The organism is Cohnella cellulosilytica, assembly GCF_042431195.1.
Classification (GTDB): domain Bacteria; phylum Bacillota; class Bacilli; order Paenibacillales; family Paenibacillaceae; genus Cohnella; species Cohnella cellulosilytica.
Window position 1 is genome coordinate 1 of sequence record NZ_JBHMDN010000004.1, and the last position, 19654, is coordinate 19654.

The 19654-nt window shown below is 50.3% G+C and carries 21 protein-coding genes; 6 read left to right on the plus strand and 15 right to left on the minus strand.

The genetic code is table 11. The features are described 5' to 3' along the window. From ACFFT4_RS00780 to ACFFT4_RS00790, 3 genes are all read right to left on the minus strand, one after another. Positions 1–2404: Ig-like domain-containing protein (locus tag ACFFT4_RS00780; RefSeq protein WP_378044273.1), on the minus strand; the 2404-nt coding region annotated here is incomplete at its 3' end. A gap of 386 nt (positions 2405–2790) precedes the next feature. Then, positions 2791–3885 (minus strand): response regulator, encoded by a 1095-nt coding sequence (locus ACFFT4_RS00785; RefSeq protein ID WP_378044275.1) that lies wholly within the window; start codon positions 3883–3885, stop codon positions 2791–2793. Positions 3886–3890: 5 nt separating this feature from the next. Next, complete coding sequence (locus tag ACFFT4_RS00790) at positions 3891–6908, minus strand: ATP-binding protein (protein ID WP_378044276.1); 3018 nt, start codon at positions 6906–6908, stop codon at positions 3891–3893. Positions 6909–7136: 228 nt separating this feature from the next. Here ACFFT4_RS00790 and ACFFT4_RS00795 point away from each other — a divergent pair, with 228 nt between their 5' ends. Both ACFFT4_RS00795 and ACFFT4_RS00800 read left to right on the plus strand, forming a co-directional pair. After that, positions 7137–7790 carry a TetR/AcrR family transcriptional regulator gene (locus ACFFT4_RS00795; RefSeq protein WP_378044277.1) on the plus strand — a complete coding sequence of 218 codons (654 nt, stop codon included), beginning with the start codon at positions 7137–7139 and terminating at the stop codon, positions 7788–7790. 2 nt (positions 7791–7792) lie between these two features. Next, positions 7793–7963, plus strand: a complete 171-nt coding sequence (locus ACFFT4_RS00800) for a DUF2197 domain-containing protein (RefSeq protein WP_378044279.1) — start codon at positions 7793–7795, stop codon at positions 7961–7963. A 78-nt stretch (positions 7964–8041) separates the two neighbouring features. On the opposite strand, the gene ACFFT4_RS00805 is transcribed toward ACFFT4_RS00800, so the two are convergent. From ACFFT4_RS00805 to ACFFT4_RS00840, 8 genes are all read right to left on the minus strand, one after another. Further along, a complete protein-coding gene (locus ACFFT4_RS00805) occupies positions 8042–8671 on the minus strand; it encodes a PadR family transcriptional regulator (RefSeq protein ID WP_378044281.1) in 630 nt (209 codons plus the stop codon). 6 nt (positions 8672–8677) lie between these two features. Further along, positions 8678–9073 carry a hypothetical protein gene (locus ACFFT4_RS00810; RefSeq protein ID WP_378044283.1) on the minus strand — a complete coding sequence of 132 codons (396 nt, stop codon included), beginning with the start codon at positions 9071–9073 and terminating at the stop codon, positions 8678–8680. Positions 9074–9422: 349 nt separating this feature from the next. Beyond that, positions 9423–9893 (minus strand): MFS transporter, encoded by a 471-nt coding sequence (locus ACFFT4_RS00815; RefSeq protein ID WP_378044284.1) that lies wholly within the window; start codon positions 9891–9893, stop codon positions 9423–9425. 394 nt (positions 9894–10287) lie between these two features. Further along, positions 10288–10641, minus strand: coding sequence for a class I SAM-dependent methyltransferase (locus tag ACFFT4_RS00820; protein WP_378044285.1), 354 nt, complete (start codon positions 10639–10641; stop codon positions 10288–10290). An 87-nt stretch (positions 10642–10728) separates the two neighbouring features. Further along, a complete protein-coding gene (locus ACFFT4_RS00825) occupies positions 10729–11217 on the minus strand; it encodes a GyrI-like domain-containing protein (RefSeq protein WP_378044286.1) in 489 nt (162 codons plus the stop codon). A 300-nt stretch (positions 11218–11517) separates the two neighbouring features. After that, positions 11518–11970, minus strand: coding sequence for a hypothetical protein (locus tag ACFFT4_RS00830; protein WP_378044288.1), 453 nt, complete (start codon positions 11968–11970; stop codon positions 11518–11520). A 22-nt stretch (positions 11971–11992) separates the two neighbouring features. Then, positions 11993–12691: a hypothetical protein gene (locus ACFFT4_RS00835; protein WP_378044290.1), complete on the minus strand. Its 699-nt coding sequence runs from the start codon at positions 12689–12691 to the stop codon at positions 11993–11995. A gap of 126 nt (positions 12692–12817) precedes the next feature. Beyond that, positions 12818–13102: a hypothetical protein gene (locus ACFFT4_RS00840; RefSeq protein ID WP_378044292.1), complete on the minus strand. Its 285-nt coding sequence runs from the start codon at positions 13100–13102 to the stop codon at positions 12818–12820. A 177-nt stretch (positions 13103–13279) separates the two neighbouring features. On the opposite strand from ACFFT4_RS00840, the gene ACFFT4_RS00845 reads away from it, so the two are divergent. Continuing rightward, a complete protein-coding gene (locus tag ACFFT4_RS00845; protein WP_378044294.1) occupies positions 13280–13555 on the plus strand; it encodes a type II toxin-antitoxin system prevent-host-death family antitoxin in 276 nt (91 codons plus the stop codon). After that, on the plus strand, positions 13539–13844 hold the full coding sequence (locus tag ACFFT4_RS00850) for a type II toxin-antitoxin system RelE/ParE family toxin (protein WP_378044295.1): 306 nt from the start codon (positions 13539–13541) through the stop codon (positions 13842–13844). The genes ACFFT4_RS00845 and ACFFT4_RS00850 overlap by 17 nt, the downstream gene beginning before the upstream one ends. 184 nt (positions 13845–14028) lie before the next feature. Here the strand turns inward: ACFFT4_RS00850 and ACFFT4_RS00855 are convergent, their stop codons facing one another. Continuing rightward, entirely contained in the window at positions 14029–14634 is a 606-nt protein-coding gene (locus ACFFT4_RS00855; RefSeq protein WP_378044297.1) for a PadR family transcriptional regulator, read from the minus strand. Between the two features lie 120 nt (positions 14635–14754). Here ACFFT4_RS00855 and ACFFT4_RS00860 point away from each other — a divergent pair, with 120 nt between their 5' ends. Then, on the plus strand, positions 14755–15444 hold the full coding sequence (locus tag ACFFT4_RS00860; RefSeq protein ID WP_378044299.1) for a DUF998 domain-containing protein: 690 nt from the start codon (positions 14755–14757) through the stop codon (positions 15442–15444). 226 nt (positions 15445–15670) lie between these two features. Here the strand turns inward: ACFFT4_RS00860 and ACFFT4_RS00865 are convergent, their stop codons facing one another. The 3 genes from ACFFT4_RS00865 to ACFFT4_RS00875 form a co-directional block, all read right to left on the minus strand. After that, positions 15671–17359: a LolA family protein gene (locus ACFFT4_RS00865; RefSeq protein WP_378044301.1), complete on the minus strand. Its 1689-nt coding sequence runs from the start codon at positions 17357–17359 to the stop codon at positions 15671–15673. Then, positions 17352–17885: an RNA polymerase sigma factor gene (locus tag ACFFT4_RS00870; protein ID WP_378044302.1), complete on the minus strand. Its 534-nt coding sequence runs from the start codon at positions 17883–17885 to the stop codon at positions 17352–17354. Before ACFFT4_RS00870 ends, ACFFT4_RS00865 begins: the two co-directional genes overlap by 8 nt. Before the next feature lie 175 nt (positions 17886–18060). Then, positions 18061–18381: a winged helix-turn-helix domain-containing protein gene (locus ACFFT4_RS00875; protein WP_378044304.1), complete on the minus strand. Its 321-nt coding sequence runs from the start codon at positions 18379–18381 to the stop codon at positions 18061–18063. A 19-nt stretch (positions 18382–18400) separates the two neighbouring features. On the opposite strand from ACFFT4_RS00875, the gene ACFFT4_RS00880 reads away from it, so the two are divergent. Next, entirely contained in the window at positions 18401–19624 is a 1224-nt protein-coding gene (locus tag ACFFT4_RS00880; RefSeq protein WP_378044306.1) for an MFS transporter, read from the plus strand. The last annotated feature ends 30 nt before the right edge of the window (positions 19625–19654 follow it).

Genomic DNA, 19654 nt, shown 5'->3' on the forward strand with positions numbered 1-19654 from the left:
AGCCCGTAATCTCCTTGCTGAATGCTGCCGTTACCTCAAACGAACCATTCAACGGATCGCCAGCCGAGCTGCTCAGCGTCACCGTCGGCGCTGTCCCGTCATACGTACGGGTCAGTGGCAACGAAGCCGTACTACCGTTGCCCACCGTATCCGCAGCCACACCCGCCGGAATCTCTATCGTCACCTCGCCGTCAGCCGTCGGCGTAACAATAAACGTATACGTCCAGCCATTCTCTGCACTAAAATCGCCAGCCGTTCCGTTCGTCACCTCAATATCGCCTACTCCAAAGCCTGTGACCCCTTCGCTGAATGCTGCCGTTACCTCAAACGGACCATTCAACGGATCACCAGCCGAGCTGCTCAGCGTTACCGTCGGCGCTGTCCCGTCATACGTACGGGTCAGTGGCAACGAAGCCGTACTACCGTTGCCCGCCGTATCCGCAGCCACACCCGCCGGAATCTCTATCGTCACCTCGCCGTCAGCCGTCGGTGTAACCACAAACATATACGTCCAGCCATTCTCTACACTAAAATCGCCGGCCGTTCCGTTCGTCACTTCAATATCGTCTACTCCAAAGCCTGTGACCCCTTCGCTGAATACTGCCGTTACCTCAAACGGACCATTCAACGGATCACCAGCCGAGCTGCTCAGCGTTACCGTCGCCGCTGTCCCGTCATACATACGGGTCAGCGGCGCCGACACCGTATTTCCTCTACCCACCGTATCCTGCGCAATACCCGCCGGAATTTCCACCGTCACTGGCCCGTCAGCCGTCGATGTCACGTCAAATGTATAGGTCGCTCCATTGACCTCACTGAAATTACCGGCCGTTCCGTTCGTCACTTCAATATCCTCTACTGTAAAACCCGTAACTTCCTCGCTGAACGTCGCCGTCACCTCGAACGCTCCGTTCACCGGATCGCCGGCCGAGCTGCTCAGCGTCACCGTCGGCGGGTTTACTTCCTTCCAATGGGCAAACAAGTCCATATCGCCGCTGATCGCATACGTTGCGGTCACCTCATCCCCGCCGGTAGGCTGTGTGTACCAGCCTTCAAATTCAAAGCCTTCTCTGACCGGTTGCGGCAAGACCACATCGACTTCCTGCAAGGTTGCGGCATACACGATGATGGACGGGATTGAACCGGAACCGCCATTTAAGTTATAACGGAACTCAAATGCCACCCCGTCCACTGCCGGTCCCGCAACATCGACCGTGATTGTGCCGGTGTTATTGATGTTGCCGCCGCCGGTTATCGTTCCATTCCCGTTGATTGTGCCTGAATTCTCAACCGTGACGCCTTCGGGAATGATCAACTGGTACCCTTCCGGTATGGTAATTGTGCCGCCGTTCGCCAGATCAAACGATGGATCCGGGGCCCCATCGCCCGCACCGATGACGGAAACGTTGTGACTTTCGCCTGTGGAAGGTATGACTGTGCCGCCTTGGATGTCAATTGTGCCGCCCCCGCCAAAGCGTCCTCCTCCAATCCCCGCTCCATAATCGCCACTGGTCGCCGTCACCATGCCGCCGGTAATCTGGATCGTGCCGCCCGATTCATATGCGCCTCCTCCGATTCCCGCACCGTTCGCGCCGCCGGTCGCGCTCACCACCCCGCCATTGATGTTGATCGTCCCTCCGGCAGAATAATATCCGCCTCCGATCCCCGCGCCATCGCTGCCCCCGTTAGCGGTCACTGTTCCGCCTGTGATATTAATCGTGGCTTCACGGCCTCCGATCCCCGCACCGCCGCTGCCCCCGTTAGCAGTCACTGTTCCACCTGTGATATTGATCGTCACGCCGGTGCTGCCATAACCGCCCCCGATTCCTGCACTGCCAAGGCCGCCGGTCACGTTCACCACCCCGCCGTTGATGTTGATCGTCCCTCCAGCAGCATTAAATCCGCTTCCGATCCCCGCAGCGTGTTCGCCGCCGGTCGCGCTTACTATCCCGCCGTTGATCGTTATCGTCCCGGCAGCGGAATTGGGTCCTCCTCCGATCCCCGCATAGCTTTGACGATTCGACATCGCAACCAATCTCCCGCTGCCGTCGACGCTTGAATCTTCAATCGTTAAAGCCGTCCCGGCATTCACGTAGATAGCCGAGTTGGATAAAGACGTAATGGAGAGCGTGTTCCCGGCCAGATCCAGCGTCAGATCCGTCGCTGAAGGAACCGTCAGCGCTCCGGAGGGCTGCGTAATATTCGCTCCCAGAAGGATGGTCGTGCCGCTTGCACTGTTTATAAACGCATCGTACAGCGAATCCCAGTCATTGACGGTCACCTCAGCCGCGTGCGCCGTCCGGACACCGGCGGTGTATAACATTCCCGACAAGAGCGCCGCAACAAGCGTCAAGCGTAGGCCCTTTTTGCATAGATCTGCATAATCCAACCGCCAAATGTTCATCAGTTCTCTTTCCTCTCCTCTTGATATTTATAAAGATTTACGTCCTGTCAACTCTCTTCTACCGGGTCGGGCTGCTATAGTTCCATTCCCCGTCGAGCCCTTCCGCATCGCCAGCGATACAGGTGCAGCCGTTACTCCATGCGTCCCGAGTGTTACTGCGTATCTGCCGCCGATCATCAATATAGATAAAAAAGCGAAAGCCATATATGCCTGATGGCATACGAATAAACACGAATCAAATGTTCGTGTTTATTCGCATGCCGCAAGTATGATCGTTCCCGCGCCGTAATGCAGTCACTGCTCCCAACCCCTGTCCTTGTGTTAAGGATTAGTGTAAAAGGGGACAATGACTGCACACTGAACAAAAAGGGACAATTTGTAAGAATTCACTCCAATAAACGCCTATATTCTTCCGCCACCCCTGGGCTCTCCATCCCCATTTCATCGTGGTACTGCTTCATATAACGCTGGATATAATCATCCGCCAAACGACGCTGACCCAGTCCGACATACAGGCGAGCCACATGGAGAGCAAGCGAATCGTTTAGCGGGTCATGCAGGTGAAGCCGAAGCGCGATCTCCAGCGCCTGGCGCCATTCCCCGTTCGACTGCAGCAGCTCGACCAACCTGGCGGCCATCGCGATAAACTGTCGGCGACTGCGCTCCCGCCGCTCCACAAGCCATAGATTGTTCATGCCCTCCAACAGGCTTCCGCCATAGAGGGTGACCGCCCTGAACAGCGCTTCCTTGCCCTGCGAGGAGCTGTCAGCGATCTGCTCGAACCGCTCGATATCGCTATTCAGATTTATCGATTCCAGCCGGTAGTTCTGCTTGTCATAATGGATCGACAACTGCTCGCCAAGACCGGCTGCCGCCAAGCTCTTGCGCAATTGATAAATACTGGTATGCAAATACACCTTGGCATTATCCGTCCTGCCGCCCAGGAAAAGATCATCGATAATCCGATCCTGAGCCACTTCCCGGTTCAGGAATAAGTAGGCGAACAGTTCGCTGCTTTTGGCTGTCCGCCACTTCACCTGACCGCCCGGTCCTGCAACCCGCAGCGAGCCGAAAAGGCGAATCTCTGCCCGCTCGACGCCGGGTTCCTCCTTTGGCTGCTTACGTTTCCAGATGCGTTCCAGCGTTTGCCGCAGCCGCTTGGGATCAACCGGCTTAAGCAAATAATCGAAGGCGGCCAGTCCAAAGGCTTCGACGGCGTGCTCGGCATAAGCCGTCACGAAGACGACCTCACACCCCGATGCCGTCTGTCGCAGCTCCCTGGCTGCCTCCAAACCGTTCAGCCCGGGCATTTGAATATCCAATAGCACAATATCCGGACGAGAATCCTTAATCGCATGGATTCCTGCCGCAGCCTCGGTATAGCCTTCCACTCGACCTGTCAGTCCCGCCGCGGCCAGCGCATCCTCCAATTCCTCGATAGCGGGTCTGTCATCATCAATAATAATCGCATTCAGCTTCATTCGCTTCACCTCCCGGGCAATCTCATGGATACCACGACGCCGCTGCCTGCGCGCCCCTCAATGTCAAGCGTGCTCCCGAACATCCGCTGCAAGCGGCGATTCACATTGGACAATCCGATTCCGCTGGAGGATTCGCTGCGGGGAAGCTTATGCTCGCGTCTCCAATGCTCGATCAGCTCTGCAGACATCCCTGCTCCGTCATCTGTCACCCGAATTTCGACCTCGTCCCCTGCTCTTTGCACGGAAATGACGACGGTCAGCGCTTCCGATGCCGCCCCATAACCGTGACGTACGGCATTTTCCACCAGCGGCTGGATGGTGAATGGCGGAATCATCGGATCGGTTGTCTCCAGCTCATAATGGATTTGCAGGCGCTCACCTAGTCGTGCTTGCTCCAAGGAAAGATACGCCCGGACGAGAGACATCTCTCTATCTAGAGGAATCAGTGACTTCCCATCGTTAAAATCGAAGCTTTCGCGCAGAAAACGGCTTAAATCGCGCAGCAGCTCTCCCGTCCGAACTGCGTCGCGCTTGCTCATCCAGATAATCGTGTTGAACGCATTGAACAAAAAATGAGGCCGAATCTGAGCCCGCAGGAGGGCCACCTCGGAGTCCAGCAAGCTTGCAGCCGTACGCTTGAGCTGGACCAGTGTGCGGACACGCGCCATCAGTTCCTCCGGCTCATAAGGCTTTCGGATCAGCTCATTAGCTCCGGCAGCCAGACCTGCTTCATTCATCCGTACCCGAGAGTTGGCCGTGGTCATCAGAATCGGCAGATCAATCACGTTGTGCGTCACCCTGATCTGCCGACATAACTCGAATCCGGACATGTCCGGCTGCAGGACGTCAATGATAGCCAAGTCCGGTACCATCTCCGTCGTCAGCAGGTCCAACGCTTCATGACCGCTATGCGCCTCCAACACCAACACCCCGGCCTCTTCGGCCTGAATCAAACCGGCCAGCGCCCTGATCTGGACAGGCTCACCTGCAATGAGGATCCGGCTGGGCCTCTCCCGCTCCTCAACGGCTGTTGTCTCCGGACTGCCTTTGTCAGTGTGCATCTCAGCGACGTTGAATACATCCCGCGTACCCGCCTGCAACTCAGCTCCGGCGAACTCGGGCGTTCGGGCAGAGGGCAGATGAATCACATAGCGACAAATTCCCTGGGCTGGCGAAGGCTTCGATACCAGTTTTCCATGATGCAGGCCGATCAGCATCCGGTTGATCGCCATACCCAATCCCTCTCCCTGTGCAAGAGGGATTTCCCTGGTGCCCGAAGCGCTCACGGAAATTTGCACATCCGTTCCTTCAAGAGCGGCGTCAATTTCCACACGCCCTTCCTTCAAACCCTGCATGGCTTCTTCGATCAGATTATAGATGATTTGGGTTACCCGATTTTCATCCCCCAGTATTACGAATTGTCGAGGTGCGATCGTGTGCTGCAAACGAATCCGCTCCCCGGTCTCCGACTGCCGGAACACCTCGAGAACCACGTCGACTAATACAGACAGCTCCAAAGGTTGACGATGGAGCTCCACGCTGCCGTCCTTCATGCGCTCATATTCGAAAACATCATTCATCAGGAGAGACAGCCTCCGGGACGTATGCTCCAGCAGCGTCAGATCCTTGTGCTGCCGATTCGTAAGCGTTCCGCCCACCCCTTGCAGCAGGGATCGTACGATATGCGTCATCGCCTGAAGTGGAGTTTGCAGCTCCTGGGCGGTGTACTGAAGGAATTCTTCCTTCTCCCTGGTCTGCCGTCTCAATTCCATGGACAGCCTCTTGATCGTGTCCAGCGCTTCTTTGCTTCGCGCCCCAAGGAACAATCCCTGGCCCAGGAGAAAAATGAAGATACCGATGGGCGGCTGTGTGTAGATTTCATGGGACAACGTAATATTCGCTGCATAAGCGGATGCGAATTGGACCGCCCCCAGCAACGCGATCAAGAGGTAAGCCGAGCCTGTGATACGCTTCGCAATCGCTCGGGCTAACGCATAAGCGAGGAAGAAGCCGGCAGACATTACGATGAAAATCGTCAAGGTAACGAGGAAGGTCGCTCTTTCCATTCCGGCCAAAAGACAGTAAATGAAATATCCCGCGGTCCAAGCACCGGTCAGCCACGCAACAAACCGAGTGTCTCTCATCGGATTGAGGGTGTGGGAAAATACAGTTAACAGCCATATCGCCAACAAGGAAGAGAAGGGCTGCAGCAACAGAAGAACCGTGTAGGGGAGTCCGGGAATAAGTTCATAGATTAGCTTTTCTCCATTAGTTGCCACGTAGACAGAAGTGGCGAGGCAAAACAAGGAGATCAGGTAGAATGCGGACTCTCTACGATGCTGTATGCCTTGACCGGCGTAGTAGACTCCCATGATCAAAAGACTGACGATAACCGCCAAATCGTACCACTGTTTCCGAACGGCCCGGTCGTTGATAGTCTCCGCAGTTCCCAGATAGATCGGTTCGGCAATTCCGCTTGTCCAATACGCATAGTTGGCGACGTGAATGACGAGATCCACATCCGGACCATGGGTATCGAAATAGGCCGTATACGGCTGATTCACCGAGGTCGTTGTTTCGGCTGAAGTGCCTGGCTGACCGTTTCCGCCCAACAGTTCGCCGTCGACATACAATTGACTGGACGACAGAATGCGAGTCAACTGAAGGCCGTAGGATCGCTGTTTCTCAGGCAGGATGAGATGCAGCCGATACGTCGCGTAACCGAGACGCTTCTCGGAATTAAACGTCCCTGCCCTATTCCAAGAGGAGGGGACCTCGATATATTCGGCATCAGGCAGCCGAGAAGCACCTATACGATCAGGCGGAAGCATCGCATTTCGGAAAAATTCCCACTCGCCATTCAGCGTATAGACAGCATTGCCATCAAAGTTACATTCGCTATAATCCATCACGCCGGGCGTCCTGTGCACACATCCAGCCGAACCGCCCGGTTGAATGTATGGGGCGATCACATAGGACAGCCACATGCCGATCAGCAAAAGGAAGATCCCTTTCTTCAACATGATGCCCAGACTCCTATGCCCATCATTGTCGTAAAATGTAATAATTGATCTAAATGTTTTTTATTCGACGTTTTCAAGCTTTATCCCTGCCTGAAAAGGAACGATCTCGTCGTCCCTGCTGTGGTAAAATCTGTTCCAGATCACCCTCCGCTATTTGGGTGAACTTTACTCGGTATCGCCTACTTTGTTTTGTTTGATTTTTTTGTACGAATGTACTAAAATAAAATCATGAGTATAAAAAATAGACCAAACAACCAAAAAGAAATGTCGTTCATCGAAAAAGCCCGCAGGGCTCAAATTGTGGAATGTGCGATTGAAACAATCGCAGAAGTAGGTTACACTCAAGCCTCTTTAGGAGAAATCGCAAAACGCGCAAACATCAGTAAAGGAGTTATTTCTTATCACTTTGAAAATAAAGAGGAATTATTGGGGCAAATAACTACCGAATACTATATAGCTTGGCAATCATACATTGCTCCGCGAATAGAAGCCCAAAAATCTCCTAAAGAAATGCTTCGAGTATACATTGAATCCAATCTTGCTTTTGTAGCTGAAAATCGGAAGCATGTTTTCGCTGTTATAGAATTGGTTTCTAAAACGATAACTGCTAATGGTAAACTTCAGTTTGCGGCAGAACACGATGAAGCCGTATTCGTTCCAATTGAAAATATTCTCACCCAAGGAATGCAAGAAGGGGTATTTCGGGAATTTACCAAATCATCGGCAAGGGTAATGGCGTTAACAATAAGAAATGCCATTGACGGGTTCACCATGGAATTAATGAGAAAGCCCCATGTAGATGTTCAGGAATATACGAGAGAACTGGTTACAATCTTCGATATATCAACTAGAAAGCAGGGTGTCGCTTTGGAGGGCAGATAACAATGTTTTACTATGAGGTACTTTGTTTTAGTTGTAAAAAAACATTTAAAGTATACGAAGGCTCGCTAAAATATAAGCAAGCAAAGGAAAGAAAGGTTAAGTACTTTTGTTGCGGAGAATGCGCTGATAAAATACGCATTGAGGCTATATTGAGTTTTATGAACAGGAATTAGAAGCCCCTTGCCATTTTAGTAACACTGAGCCCCCCGACATGTGTCGGGTAGGCAGAGTCTCCCCATCATACCCGAAGATTATCCTTTCGTAATATGCTCAATCTCATTGATTGCCCATTGTATTTCCGCCTCCGTTACGATCCTTCGATGGCCGAAGATTCTCAGAACTTCCGGCTTCTTGGCATCCGGTATTTCCTGCTTGGCATGCACTTGGGATTCCAATTCCCTGATATATTTCAAGTTGAATTGCAGATACTCCATATATTGCTCCATCGTAGCCATTCGAATCTCTTGGGATACATAGCCGAAGAAAGTCATTTTGAGATGAAGCTGAAGATCGATGTCAGTCGAATATTCAAGCGGTTCCTTCATCAGCTCAACAAAACGCCGCCTTCCGCTCTCCGTCACCTCATAGATTTTTTTGGATCTGCCTCCTTCTTGCAAGTCATCAAGTTGATTGATCAAGCCATTTTCCACGAGTTTGGAGATTAGAGGATAAAGCGTTCCGTTGCTGATCTGCCGAATGGGGCCGACCGTGTTTTTCAACATATATTGGAGTTCGTATCCGTGCTTGGCGCTAATCGACAATTCCCCTAAGACAAACAATTCATACATACGCTTGCCTCCATTGTTGAAATCCCATTTTTCATCAAGTATAACAAATTCTCTGCCCTCTTCTAAATCCCGCAGTCCTCTTAACTGTACCATAGTTATTTAACCTTCCGCCCGAATCGATTTTGGTTCGAAGAGAGGTCTATAGCTGGCGACGTTGCAAAAAAGAAGATAAACATGGAGTACCGCGATCGCTACGGCAGGGATGATTCCCTTGAAGTCCAAAAAAGTGTGAAACAAAACCATATTCACGGTAATCGGGAAAAAGACGAGCAACGTCAACGGAATAAATCGGTTGACCAGCAAGGCTGCACCGGCCACAACTTTTAACGCGCTGACGATGAACATGACGTATTTCGTATCCAGCAGCGCGGCCATGAAGGCATTCGCCGGCTCCGGGTATTCCATCGGCGGCATGATGCCCAACAAGTCCGCGACTCCTATACCGAGCAGCAGTAGACCTAATCCGATTCGTACAAAGACAGCTATTTTCTTCATCGGTTTTCCCCTCCGAGTTAGATTGTATCGGGATCGATATTGTCAACGACACGTTCCTCTGGCTCGGCTTGCGGTTTACGAAGCCAGAGCGAAAGCAGAACGCAAACCAACGCGAGACAGGCAGCCAGTAAAAAAGAGTCGCCATAGCCCAGCACTTCAGCGCACAAAGGTTCGACTGCGTTTTCCGGTAGGGATCGATACGCTGAAATACGAGATGTTAAATAACCCGTCAAAGCGGCTACGCCGAAAGAAATGACGATCTGTTGAGATGAGGTCGTGAGGGGCGTTACCCTCCCGACGAGATGACGGGACGCCGTCTCAAGAATATGCGTATTAAGCGGCATCATGGTCAGACCGGTGCCTGAGCCAAACCAAGCACACTGCCCCTCCGTTCAGGGGGAGCAAGCTTAAATACCATGGCGATGCCGATCGGGGCGACCATGCCGCCGCTTAAACCCTGTAAAATCCGATAAAAGATCAGCTGTTCGACCGTTTGAGAGAACGAGCACAGCACGGAACTTAAGGTGAAGGCGACGATGGTCAGAAGGAACACCCGCTTCGATCCATACTTATCCGTCAACCAGCCCGCTATCGGGATCACGGCTGACATGGCTAAAGTATAGCCTGTAATCACCCACTGAAAGGTCATAAGGTCGGTTCCGAATCGTTCAACCAGCTTCGGAATCGCGACATTTACGACCGTCCCATCCAGATTAACCATGATCGTCCCGGAGACAATCGCCAACATCGTGGGCAGAATCGCCTTTAATGAAAAGGGTTGCGGCTCAATCGAACCGTCGACAGATTTGATAGCCCCCATTCGTTTCACTCCCGTTTTCTTTTAGGTCGTACCGACATGTCGTTACGACCTAATTATATGTCGCAACGACCTATTAATCAATAATAATTTCAATAAAAAAGTTCCTTGGAGAAATTCCAAGGAACCCAGATATCTTCAAATACACTATACTGCACTTGAAACCTTCCTGAATCTAAATATACATACTGCAGGAATATCATACCAATCGAATTTTTCAGCATTAGTTTCCTTCTCGAAGCTTGGTTCTACATATCCGTCAAGGATAAACCCAGATGAAAAAAATAAATTAAAGTAAAAGGCTAATGGTCTATGGAACATAAAATGCGGAACTGACTGTCCTCGAATACCGATTGCCTGATACGGCTCAGGAGTTAAGTAATCGAATGTCTGAATGCTATTTCTTGTTACTATTTCGCCATTTAGGTCTTCCGTTTCTTGGATCTTTCTCATTTTGGGAGTTTGAAAACAAGGATGAGGAATGGAGAAGACTACTGTTCCATTTCGAACTGTAATCAAATGCAGTAACAATAGCTCCCAATTCAGCCAGTCTTCTAGAAAAGTTGCCATTCCCACAGGCAATATCTAAAACTTCATGACTAGGTTCAATTTGTAATAATTTTTCTGTATACGGCTTTATTAATTCTCGATGAAACCTATTGCTCTCATCCCCCATGTAATCATCCCAAAATTCTGCTATAGTTTCCCACCTGTTTTTTGATTCCTGATTTAAGTCATTCCATTGAACCACATACATCCCTCCCTTTGCGATTCGCCTTTATCAATTGCCTTTTTAGATGTTCACTTCCTATTCGGTATATACTGAAGCTTCTGTGTTTTACTCATTATCCAGTTTTTCAATCGGAAAATATAAATACAGATTTCCATTCGTCTCTACTGGATTGTAAAACTCATGTACGGCCCCTACGATCGAATAATTATGATCTGGTAAAAATTCATGAATCATGTGCTTAAATTTCTCTTGATAGGTATTTTGATTGCATTTAATAACAGCATATTTATACGGTGGAATTATCCACTTAGTCCATCCGTTTGGTGCAGCCGAGTTATCTAACACTTCACACCCGGCTAAATATTTACCTTGATCTGTCCAACGTTCAAAGCTTTCAGAAAGGTCACTCATGGCTCCCCAAATCCCAACGATATTCCCTTCACGATCTGTCTTGGCTAAATTTCGAATTTCCTCAAATTTATTATTTGCTTCTTGCCAGATTGCCGGAATCCAATTATGACTTTCTGCCGAGAGGCCTTGCCCTACTTTGCCGATAACTGTGAATGATTTCTTATCTTCAAAGTGTACATTCATTCGACACACTCCTGATTTATATAATGCCTTCCATGCCATCATACTCATTAGAGTTTCTTGACAAAATAATAGTGATTGTGGTGTTCGGGAGCATCTTCTATTGTCGCAATTATTTGATACCCGAGTGCTTTATAGAATTCAGGTGCTTGGAAGCTAACGACCGTTTGGTACTTGTTGTGAATTGAATTCAATCAGCTTGTTTCTAATGTAATTACTATCCTCATTCGTACTTTGTATGATATTGAAAGAGTCCATAAGATCCTCCAGGTCTTAGTGGTGAAGGGCGAGCACAAGCCACTCTCATCCATTTTCTCGATACACTCCAATTACTTGTTCTGTTGTTACGGTAAATTCCTTGACATTAATTTTTAGATCCATTATTCCCTCTTTATCAAGCCCTTTTGTATTTAACATAAACGTTCCCGAAAGTGCTTCCGAAGAGTTTTTATTGATTTCCCTGTTTATATCCAACTGAATGTTAGTGTCGGTCAACCGGTCCCGAAGCTCTGCAGTTAATATGGGTTCAACTGTCTTTATCACTATGGATTTATCAGTTCTATTCCATAAATTAAAATTATAGGATACGACCGTTGTATCTAAATCTTCATTGCCCCCGAGACCGACTGAAATCGAGTTTATTATTAATCCATCTTCAACAACTTCTTCCATTCTCACGCTGCCTGAATTACAAGCATTTAGAAGTATAATCGAGATCAGGAATAAACCTATGAAGGAACGCTTATAAATCTGCAATTCGGAACCTCCCTTCAATCCTTTATACTTTGATCCATAATGCATCTGTCTGATCATGATTTTTGGAATACGTAATCGTTTCTAATTCAATGTCTTCTCTTACAAGAAATCCAATCCAATCATTAAAAGTTTCGCCTGCTTTTAATTGATAGTGGTCCATTAACAGAGGGAGGGATGGAATTAATTCTTGAGTTTTTGAATCGATATAATTAAAATCATAAAAGTTTAATTGAACTTCAGTTCCCGGCTCTTCAACAGAGAGCACTTTGTAATTAATTTTTACAAAATAAAAAGAGTATCCTTCCGGTGCCGGCCCTTTTAATTGAGGGAATTTTTTCCACGATTCACTTCCAGTGCTTAATCCAACGGCAGAAATTTCAGCCATAAACTTGTCATTGCCTTTATTAATTGCAATATAGGCCTTTGAACCCGTATCTAATGGATTGGACTTGGTATGCCCGCCAAACATGCTCCGATCCTTTCCACTTATACTTATTCGATTTAGATCCGGCATCACATGATATGTTCCACCGAGTTTCTCGACAACTGTACGCATAGGTATGTAAGTCACTCCATCAATTACTCTTGCTTCCCCCTTAACTGGAGAACCATTAACCAATATCGAATATCTAATAGCCGCAAATGCAGTAACGGATAAGGATGCAAATAAAATCGTTAACACAAATAATGACAATAGGGTTTTCCTTTTCAAAATAAACATTGTAGAACGCTCCTTAAATAAAATATGTTTAGGACTTGGCTACTAAGGGTTTGACCCCTTAAACTGCCCACGAATCTTATTCATATTTCATTAATTCCTTCTCGAAAAGCCTACAGATCATTGCCGCTACTTTAAATCTGTCATTTCACCAATTGAATGGAATAAATTGATCTCGTCTTTTAGAGTCTTCTTCATCTTTATTCCGCATTTATCACAACAGATTACAAATATTCCATCTTCCCCTTGTTTCTTCGCCTCTGAATCTGATGCCACGACAATCATTGGCACACTTGTATTTCTGCTCGCCATAAAAATGGAAGTAATCGAGCCCTCGTCTTGTTTTAACTCTATTCCTTTTCGAAATTTGACTCCTAATCCAAAACACTCTCTATCCTCTTTAATTTTCTTCATGCACCATGAGCATCGAAGCATTTCAATCCCCACTTTTAATTTAGTAATATTACCAAGCCCGAAGGGATAGCCGTAACGCAGTCAGGGAGAAGTCAACATAAATAAGCTCTTCCACCATGTATTAATTATCATTATTATGATAAAATTAATACCAACAAAATGATTGAGGTGATGATCTTGCCTACAATTCGTCCAATTTCCGACTTGAGAAATAACTTCAACCTGATTTCTGAAATTGCCCATCAGGATGGCGAACCCGTCTTTATCACCAAAAACGGGCAAAGCGATCTTGTTGTCATGAGCCATGCTACGTACGAAAAACAACAAGCCTTAATCGAACTGTACCAGAAACTCGCCGTAGCGGAAAAACAAAGTATTGAAGAAACTCCTAAGAAAAATCATGCTGAAGTCATGAAAAATCTGAGGAGCCAAATCCATGGACAAAACATATAAAATCGAATACTTACCCATCGCTGAAGAAGACTTATCCAATATCATCCATTATATCATGCTTGACAATCCTGATGCGGCTCTGTCCATGGCTGACGCATTTGATCGATCAATCTCAATATTAGAAAGTTTCCCATTCAGCGGCTCTGTTCCGAACGATATTAGACTCCAATCTCTGAATTATAGAATGTTAGTCGTAGATCCATATCTTATTTTTTATGTAGTTATAAATGATGTAGTGGAAATCCGAAGAATTCTACATGGTAAAAGAAAATACAACTTCCTGTTTTAACCTGTGATGTTTTTCTCCGCTTCCTTCACTTCTCTGTCCTTCACCGGGAAGAACATAAAATTCTCCTTAAGCCCCCTTCTCGCGCAGCAGTCCGAAAAATCAGAGTGAACGCTCCCCTTTTCAATTTATTGAACTTGCCGGAATTTCACTTAACGTTCCCGCATTACCTACTAAAATAAAAGCTTTACGACTCGAACCTAACCGCCCATCTCCATTGTTCCCCTGTTCGTTCGGTGTAAGGTCCGCTCTCGATGTTTTGAATGAGCCGTTCCAACCACTTCAGTTCCGCCTCCAAAAGCGCCAATTCGTAGTCCGTCTCAACGACAAACAGATGGGAGATCCCCGCCTGTACAGTTGCATCCATCGAAGAGTGCAGCTGTTCTATTCGCCCCTTGAGGGGAATTTCACGCTCCCGGAGCAAATGATAGGCTTCATTCGGCGAAAGATGGCCGATAAAAGACAATCCTGCGGCAAACTGCGAATACTCCTTCGACGGCGTTCTCAGCAAGACCCGCAACCAATCGAAAAACTCCTCCCGTCCCAACGCCGTTGGACAATAAATCGTTCTCTCGGGGTGTTTGCCTTCTTTTACGGTTTCCAAAGGTTCAATAAGCCCGTTCTTCAACAGGTGTTCTATTACGGCATATAGAGATCCGGTGTTAAGTTTAATCGTATCCGCCATCCCGCGTTGCTTCATAACCACCCCTATCTCATAAGGATGCATTGGTTTCTCGTTAAGCAAAGACAAGGCGGCTAATGCGAGCAGATTGCTGCGTTTTGGCTTTGGCATAAATCCCCGCTCCCTTCCTCCTTATTATAGACGGTAAATCAATTTATTTAAAATTAGTTGACACATATTAGTCAATAAAATATAGTTTAAATAAACTATATGGAAAAGAGGAATGTATTTATGGCAACGCCGTCGATTACCGATCATCGAGCTGCTTTCGAAATTCATCCCATTTTTAGACGACTCGCTATGTTGGCTCCGATCGGAGCCGTTTTGTTCACGATCGCTTGGCTAGTGCTCGGTTTCATCAGCCCCGGATACAAATTGTTCGACCTTGAAATCTCCCCCTACTCCGCCGTCAGTCAGCCGATTAGCGGACTCGGGCTCGGCATGACCGGCCCCTACATGAACGCGGCTTTTGTATTAGGTGGGGTGCTGCTCATGCTGGGTGCTGCTGGGATCGCCAATTGCTGGCCTTCCGTAACCTACAGAGGTTTATGGAGGACTAGCGTCATCCTGCTCCCGCTAACCGGCCTCGGCATGGTAATCTGCGGCTTGTTCACGCTTGAATCGGTACTTATGCACCTTGCAGGATTTCTGCTCGCTCTGGTCATCCCCGTAGTGTCGTTCATCCTGTTCGGTATATTGCTCTGGAAGGAATACGGAGCACGTTTTCTCGCCCTTCTGCTCTTCTTGGCGGGTGCGCTCACGCTCGCTTTTTTCATTATCTTTCAGATTATCTTCGATCCCTACTCCTCCGGGGAAAATACGGGCATGGCCGGGCTAGTCCAGCGGGCTCTTGCTGTGGTGGTTCTCGCTATGTTCACCATTCTCGGAATTGTCGGAGCGCGTCGGACTGCTGGCGATTAATTTCCGTAGATTCTTCCGCCGACAACCGCCTCCATTCTGGGAAGAGTTCGTTTTTTCGCAAATCGAACGCACCGAACCGCAGTTCATCGTTCAGACGTAAATTAAGGCCATCCTTTGGGACGGCCTTGCCCGTTTGAATAGATCAAAGACGCCCCTGCCTGAAGGAGCGTTGGCTCCGGCAGCAGGGACGTCGAGAGTTACCCTCTTCTCTTGCCTAATAAAATGCTCACGTATTGGAATCGTAACCGACGACCGTCCATATGCCGGTTTCGTCTGTCCGGACCACGCGTTCCAAATACACTCGAGCGGCCGGGGAGCTGTCGTCGCGAACGTTGACGATCGCTGTCTTGCCGTCGTTGTGGACAAGCTCCAGTGTGTCGATGTCGAGCGGTCCTTCTCCGACAATGCCCTCCGGAGACATCAGCAGACTGGCGAACACATGAGCCGTGAATACCGGGTCAAGCCGCCATGGCGAATTCCCGGCATCGACGCTTTGCTGATCGTTGCGTTCCACAGCGATATCGTACGGCACTTCAATTTGCGGAGCTCCGTCCGGAGCGTCTTCATGCGACGGAATATCAAGCGATCCGCCCATCAAGCTTTCGGCGACGGCGACCCATTCGGCAAGCGGCGCATCGCCGCGAACGGCAAACTCAAATCCGTTCTGCTGCCAACGGATGGAGCCGGACTGGGCAAGCTGGGCGACAGGCGGTACAATTTCGACTGCGTTGCCGTTCGTATGGCCGATAAGAGCGTCGGAGGCGGGTTTCAACGGTTCGGAAGCTCGGCTTTGTTCGACCACGATGCGTACGTCGGGCTGCGACTGCGAACGATAATAGGTTCTGACGACCGATCGGCCGGGCACGACTGCCATCTGCTCCAGGGAGTAATCGGCCATCTCGCTCTCTGTAGCCGCCGGGGCAAATCCGGCAATCTTATTCGCTTCGGCGGCGTCGGAGACGATCAGCTCGGGATCGGCGTCGACGATCGCATAGTTTTCAGGCTCTTGCATCGTCAGCAATTGTTCGGGAATCGTTTCGGCCAATTCAAACTGCGTGTACGTGAACGTATACTGAACGGCATTTTGCATCGCCGTTTGTTTTTGCAGCGGCAGCTTCGTTTCACGGTCCACCCACAACCGATAGGGCAAGCCGCCATCCGGCGTCACTTCCAGCAGCGTTGTCGGTCTGCCGGCTACCGTATGCTCGCCGCCGATCTCCTGTACGGACGCGGCGCTGCCGACATCGGCGATCTCCCGGCCAAGCTCGAATTGGAAACGATAAGGATCGGGAACGGCCGGGAACAGATGAACTTGTTCGATATCGGGACGAACCTGCCATTTCTGCTGCCCGTTATTGACCGTGACCGTCCGTTGTCCGGCAGCGTTTGTCTGCTCTGCGACGTAGCGGCCGCTCCGGTCGGCCCATACGTCCAGTCGGGCCTGCGCGGTTTGCTCTCCGTTGGCGTTGGTGCTGATTACGTCCACAATGCCGCGATAAGCGCTCACGTTGCGGAACGCTTGCTCCATCGCCTGGACCGTACTTGCCGAGCCGAACGGGAAAACAAAATTGACCAGCAGGGCAAGCAGCGCGGACGCGGTTGCGGTACCGATCACCCAACGCCAGCGTCTGGTTCCGGACGATTGCCTCTTCCGGGGCGGACTCGGCAGGGCTGCGGCGAAATCCTCTTCATCTGTCGACTTCCCATTTTGCGCTTCCGCGATGACGGCGTGCGCCAGGCGCTGCGGAAATCCGGCATCCGGCAAGCTCGGCTCTCTCAGACTGCGCACAAGCCGGACCGTTCGGTACAGTGAGCGCAATTCCTCCGATTCCGCGGAACGTTCATCCTCCTGCGGCTTCTTTCCTTCGTTCAGAGAATCGATATAGTCGGAAATGCGTTGTGCCTGTTCATTCATAAGTATTTGCCTCCCCTGTGTGATCGATGTCGGCCAATATCCCCGACAAAGTGTGCAGCGCTCTGTGTTGAAGCACCCGAACGGCCTCTTCCGACTTGTTGATCCGCCTGGCCGTATCGGCAACCGAGTATCCTTGCATGATGCGCATTTCAATGACCGTTCGCTGTTCCTCCTTCAATCGGGCCAACCCTTGTTCAATCAATTGGCGCCGCGCGCTCGAGTCGGCCGGGTCTTCGGCAGCGTGATCGGTCAGGTCGAGCGAATCGATAGATACGGGCATGCCGCGCCTCTTCTGCTTGCGCCAACTATCGCGCAGAATGTTGTGAGCTATCTTTTTCAGAAAGGACACGTATTTTTCCGGCTTCACCTTGCCTTTTTGCAAATAAGGAAACGCTTTGACATACGCCTCCTGTGTAACGTCCTCCGCTTCTTCGCGGTTTTGCACTTTGAAGTAAACAAAGCGGTATACCGCCTCCCATGTAACCAAGCAGATCTCTTCCACGGATTCCGTTTTGGCAGCAGTCAAGTTCCCACCTCCTGTTCCGAAAAAATGACCTCTTTGCTACAAACAACGAAAACACGTCCCTAAACGTTACAGTTATCTATTCTCAATCTCTTGACTTCTCACGCGCCGGGCCCCGACAAACAAAAAAACACGCTCTATTTCAGCGTGTTAAATCATTGCCCGGCAGGGTCCGAGTTCAGCTGCAGCATCGCTCTTTATCTATCGATGATGTCAAGCAGCTCCGCTTACGGAGCGGTTTTTTTGTTAAACTGTCCGTTAGTGCCGACCCCATTTTGCTGATCAATGTCCCTTCCCGCTGCAGCATTTTTAACGCCTCGCGGAGCGTCGGACGACTGACCTCGAATTCTTTGGCCAAGTCCGGCTTCGAAGGAAGCCGTTCTCCCGGGGACAGTTCTCCGGAGTTGATTCTTCGCTCGCACTCTTCCCAACCTTCTGCGAATCCGTTACAGTAAGAGAGGACTCTATCGACCCATGCCATGTGAAAATAAAAGCTCATCCAGGAGGCGCCCGCAACGATGCATTTGACGTCCGAATCCACGCAAGAGTTACAGCAGCGCCAGAACGAACCGTCGATCCGAAGCAGACACCTGATCTTCGCGGCGGCTACGATCCTGTACTGGACGACGCTTTATATTTATGTGCCGATCTTAAGCCCCTACCTCAACGATCGCGGATTGTCGATGGGCTGGATCGGCTTTATTCTTGGCAGCTACGGCATCACGCAGATCATTATCCGTTTTCCGCTGGGCGTTTACTCGGATGCGATGACGCGCAGGAAACCTTTTCTCGTTATCGGCATGGTTGCGGGGCTGGTCAGCTGCCTGCTCTTTCTTCTGCCCGGCACGTGGGGCGGACCGCTTTCCGGCAGGCTGATGGCGGGAGTCAGCGCAGCGGCCTGGGTTCCCTTCACCGTGCTGTATGCCTCTTATTATCCGTCGAACCAGACGCACCAGGCGATGGGCACGCTCAGCTTCTTGACCGTATTCGGCCAACTCGCCGGCATGAGCGCAAGCGGCTGGCTCGCTTCCGCCGGAGGCTGGGACAACGCCTTCCTGTGCGGAGTCGGGGTGGCCGCGATCGGCACCTTGGTCGCATTCTTCGTCTATGAGCCGCCAAGCCAGCCGCAGCGGCAGCCTTCCCGCTCCCGGACCGCGGTCGACCGGACGATCGTCGCCAAAGTGCTGCGCTCGCGCCTGCTCTGGCTTGTCTCGACGCTGTCCGTTCTGGCGCACGGAATTCTGTTCGTGACCATGTTCGGCTTTACGCCGCTGCAGGCAGTCGAGCTTGGCGCCAGCGAGGCCCAGCTTACCGGCATCGTCGTCGCATTCATGGTTCCGCACGCGCTTGTCTCCTTGTGGAGCGGCCGCTATCTCGCGCCTCGCTTCGGTACGCGTCCGATGATGATCTCGGGGTTCCTGCTTGCCGCCGCCGCTACAGCCATTATCCCCTTCACTCAGAGCCTGGGGATGCTCGCGTTCACGCAGGCGATCAACGGAATCGCCCAAGCGATGTATTTCCCGCTCCTGCTCAGCCTGGCCATCCGCAGCTTCGCTACGACCGAACGCGCTACCGCCATGGGGCTGTACCAATCCGTTTATTCGCTGGGCATGTTCCTCGGACCGTACATTGCAGGGGGGCTCAACAGCCTCGGCGGGCTGAAGGCCGGCTTTCTGTTCGGCGCTTCCTTGGGCCTGATCGGCGCCATCGTCGTCCTCGCAAACAAGCGGCTTGAAGATTGACTTCAAGCCGCTTGTTCCTCCTCCCAAAGT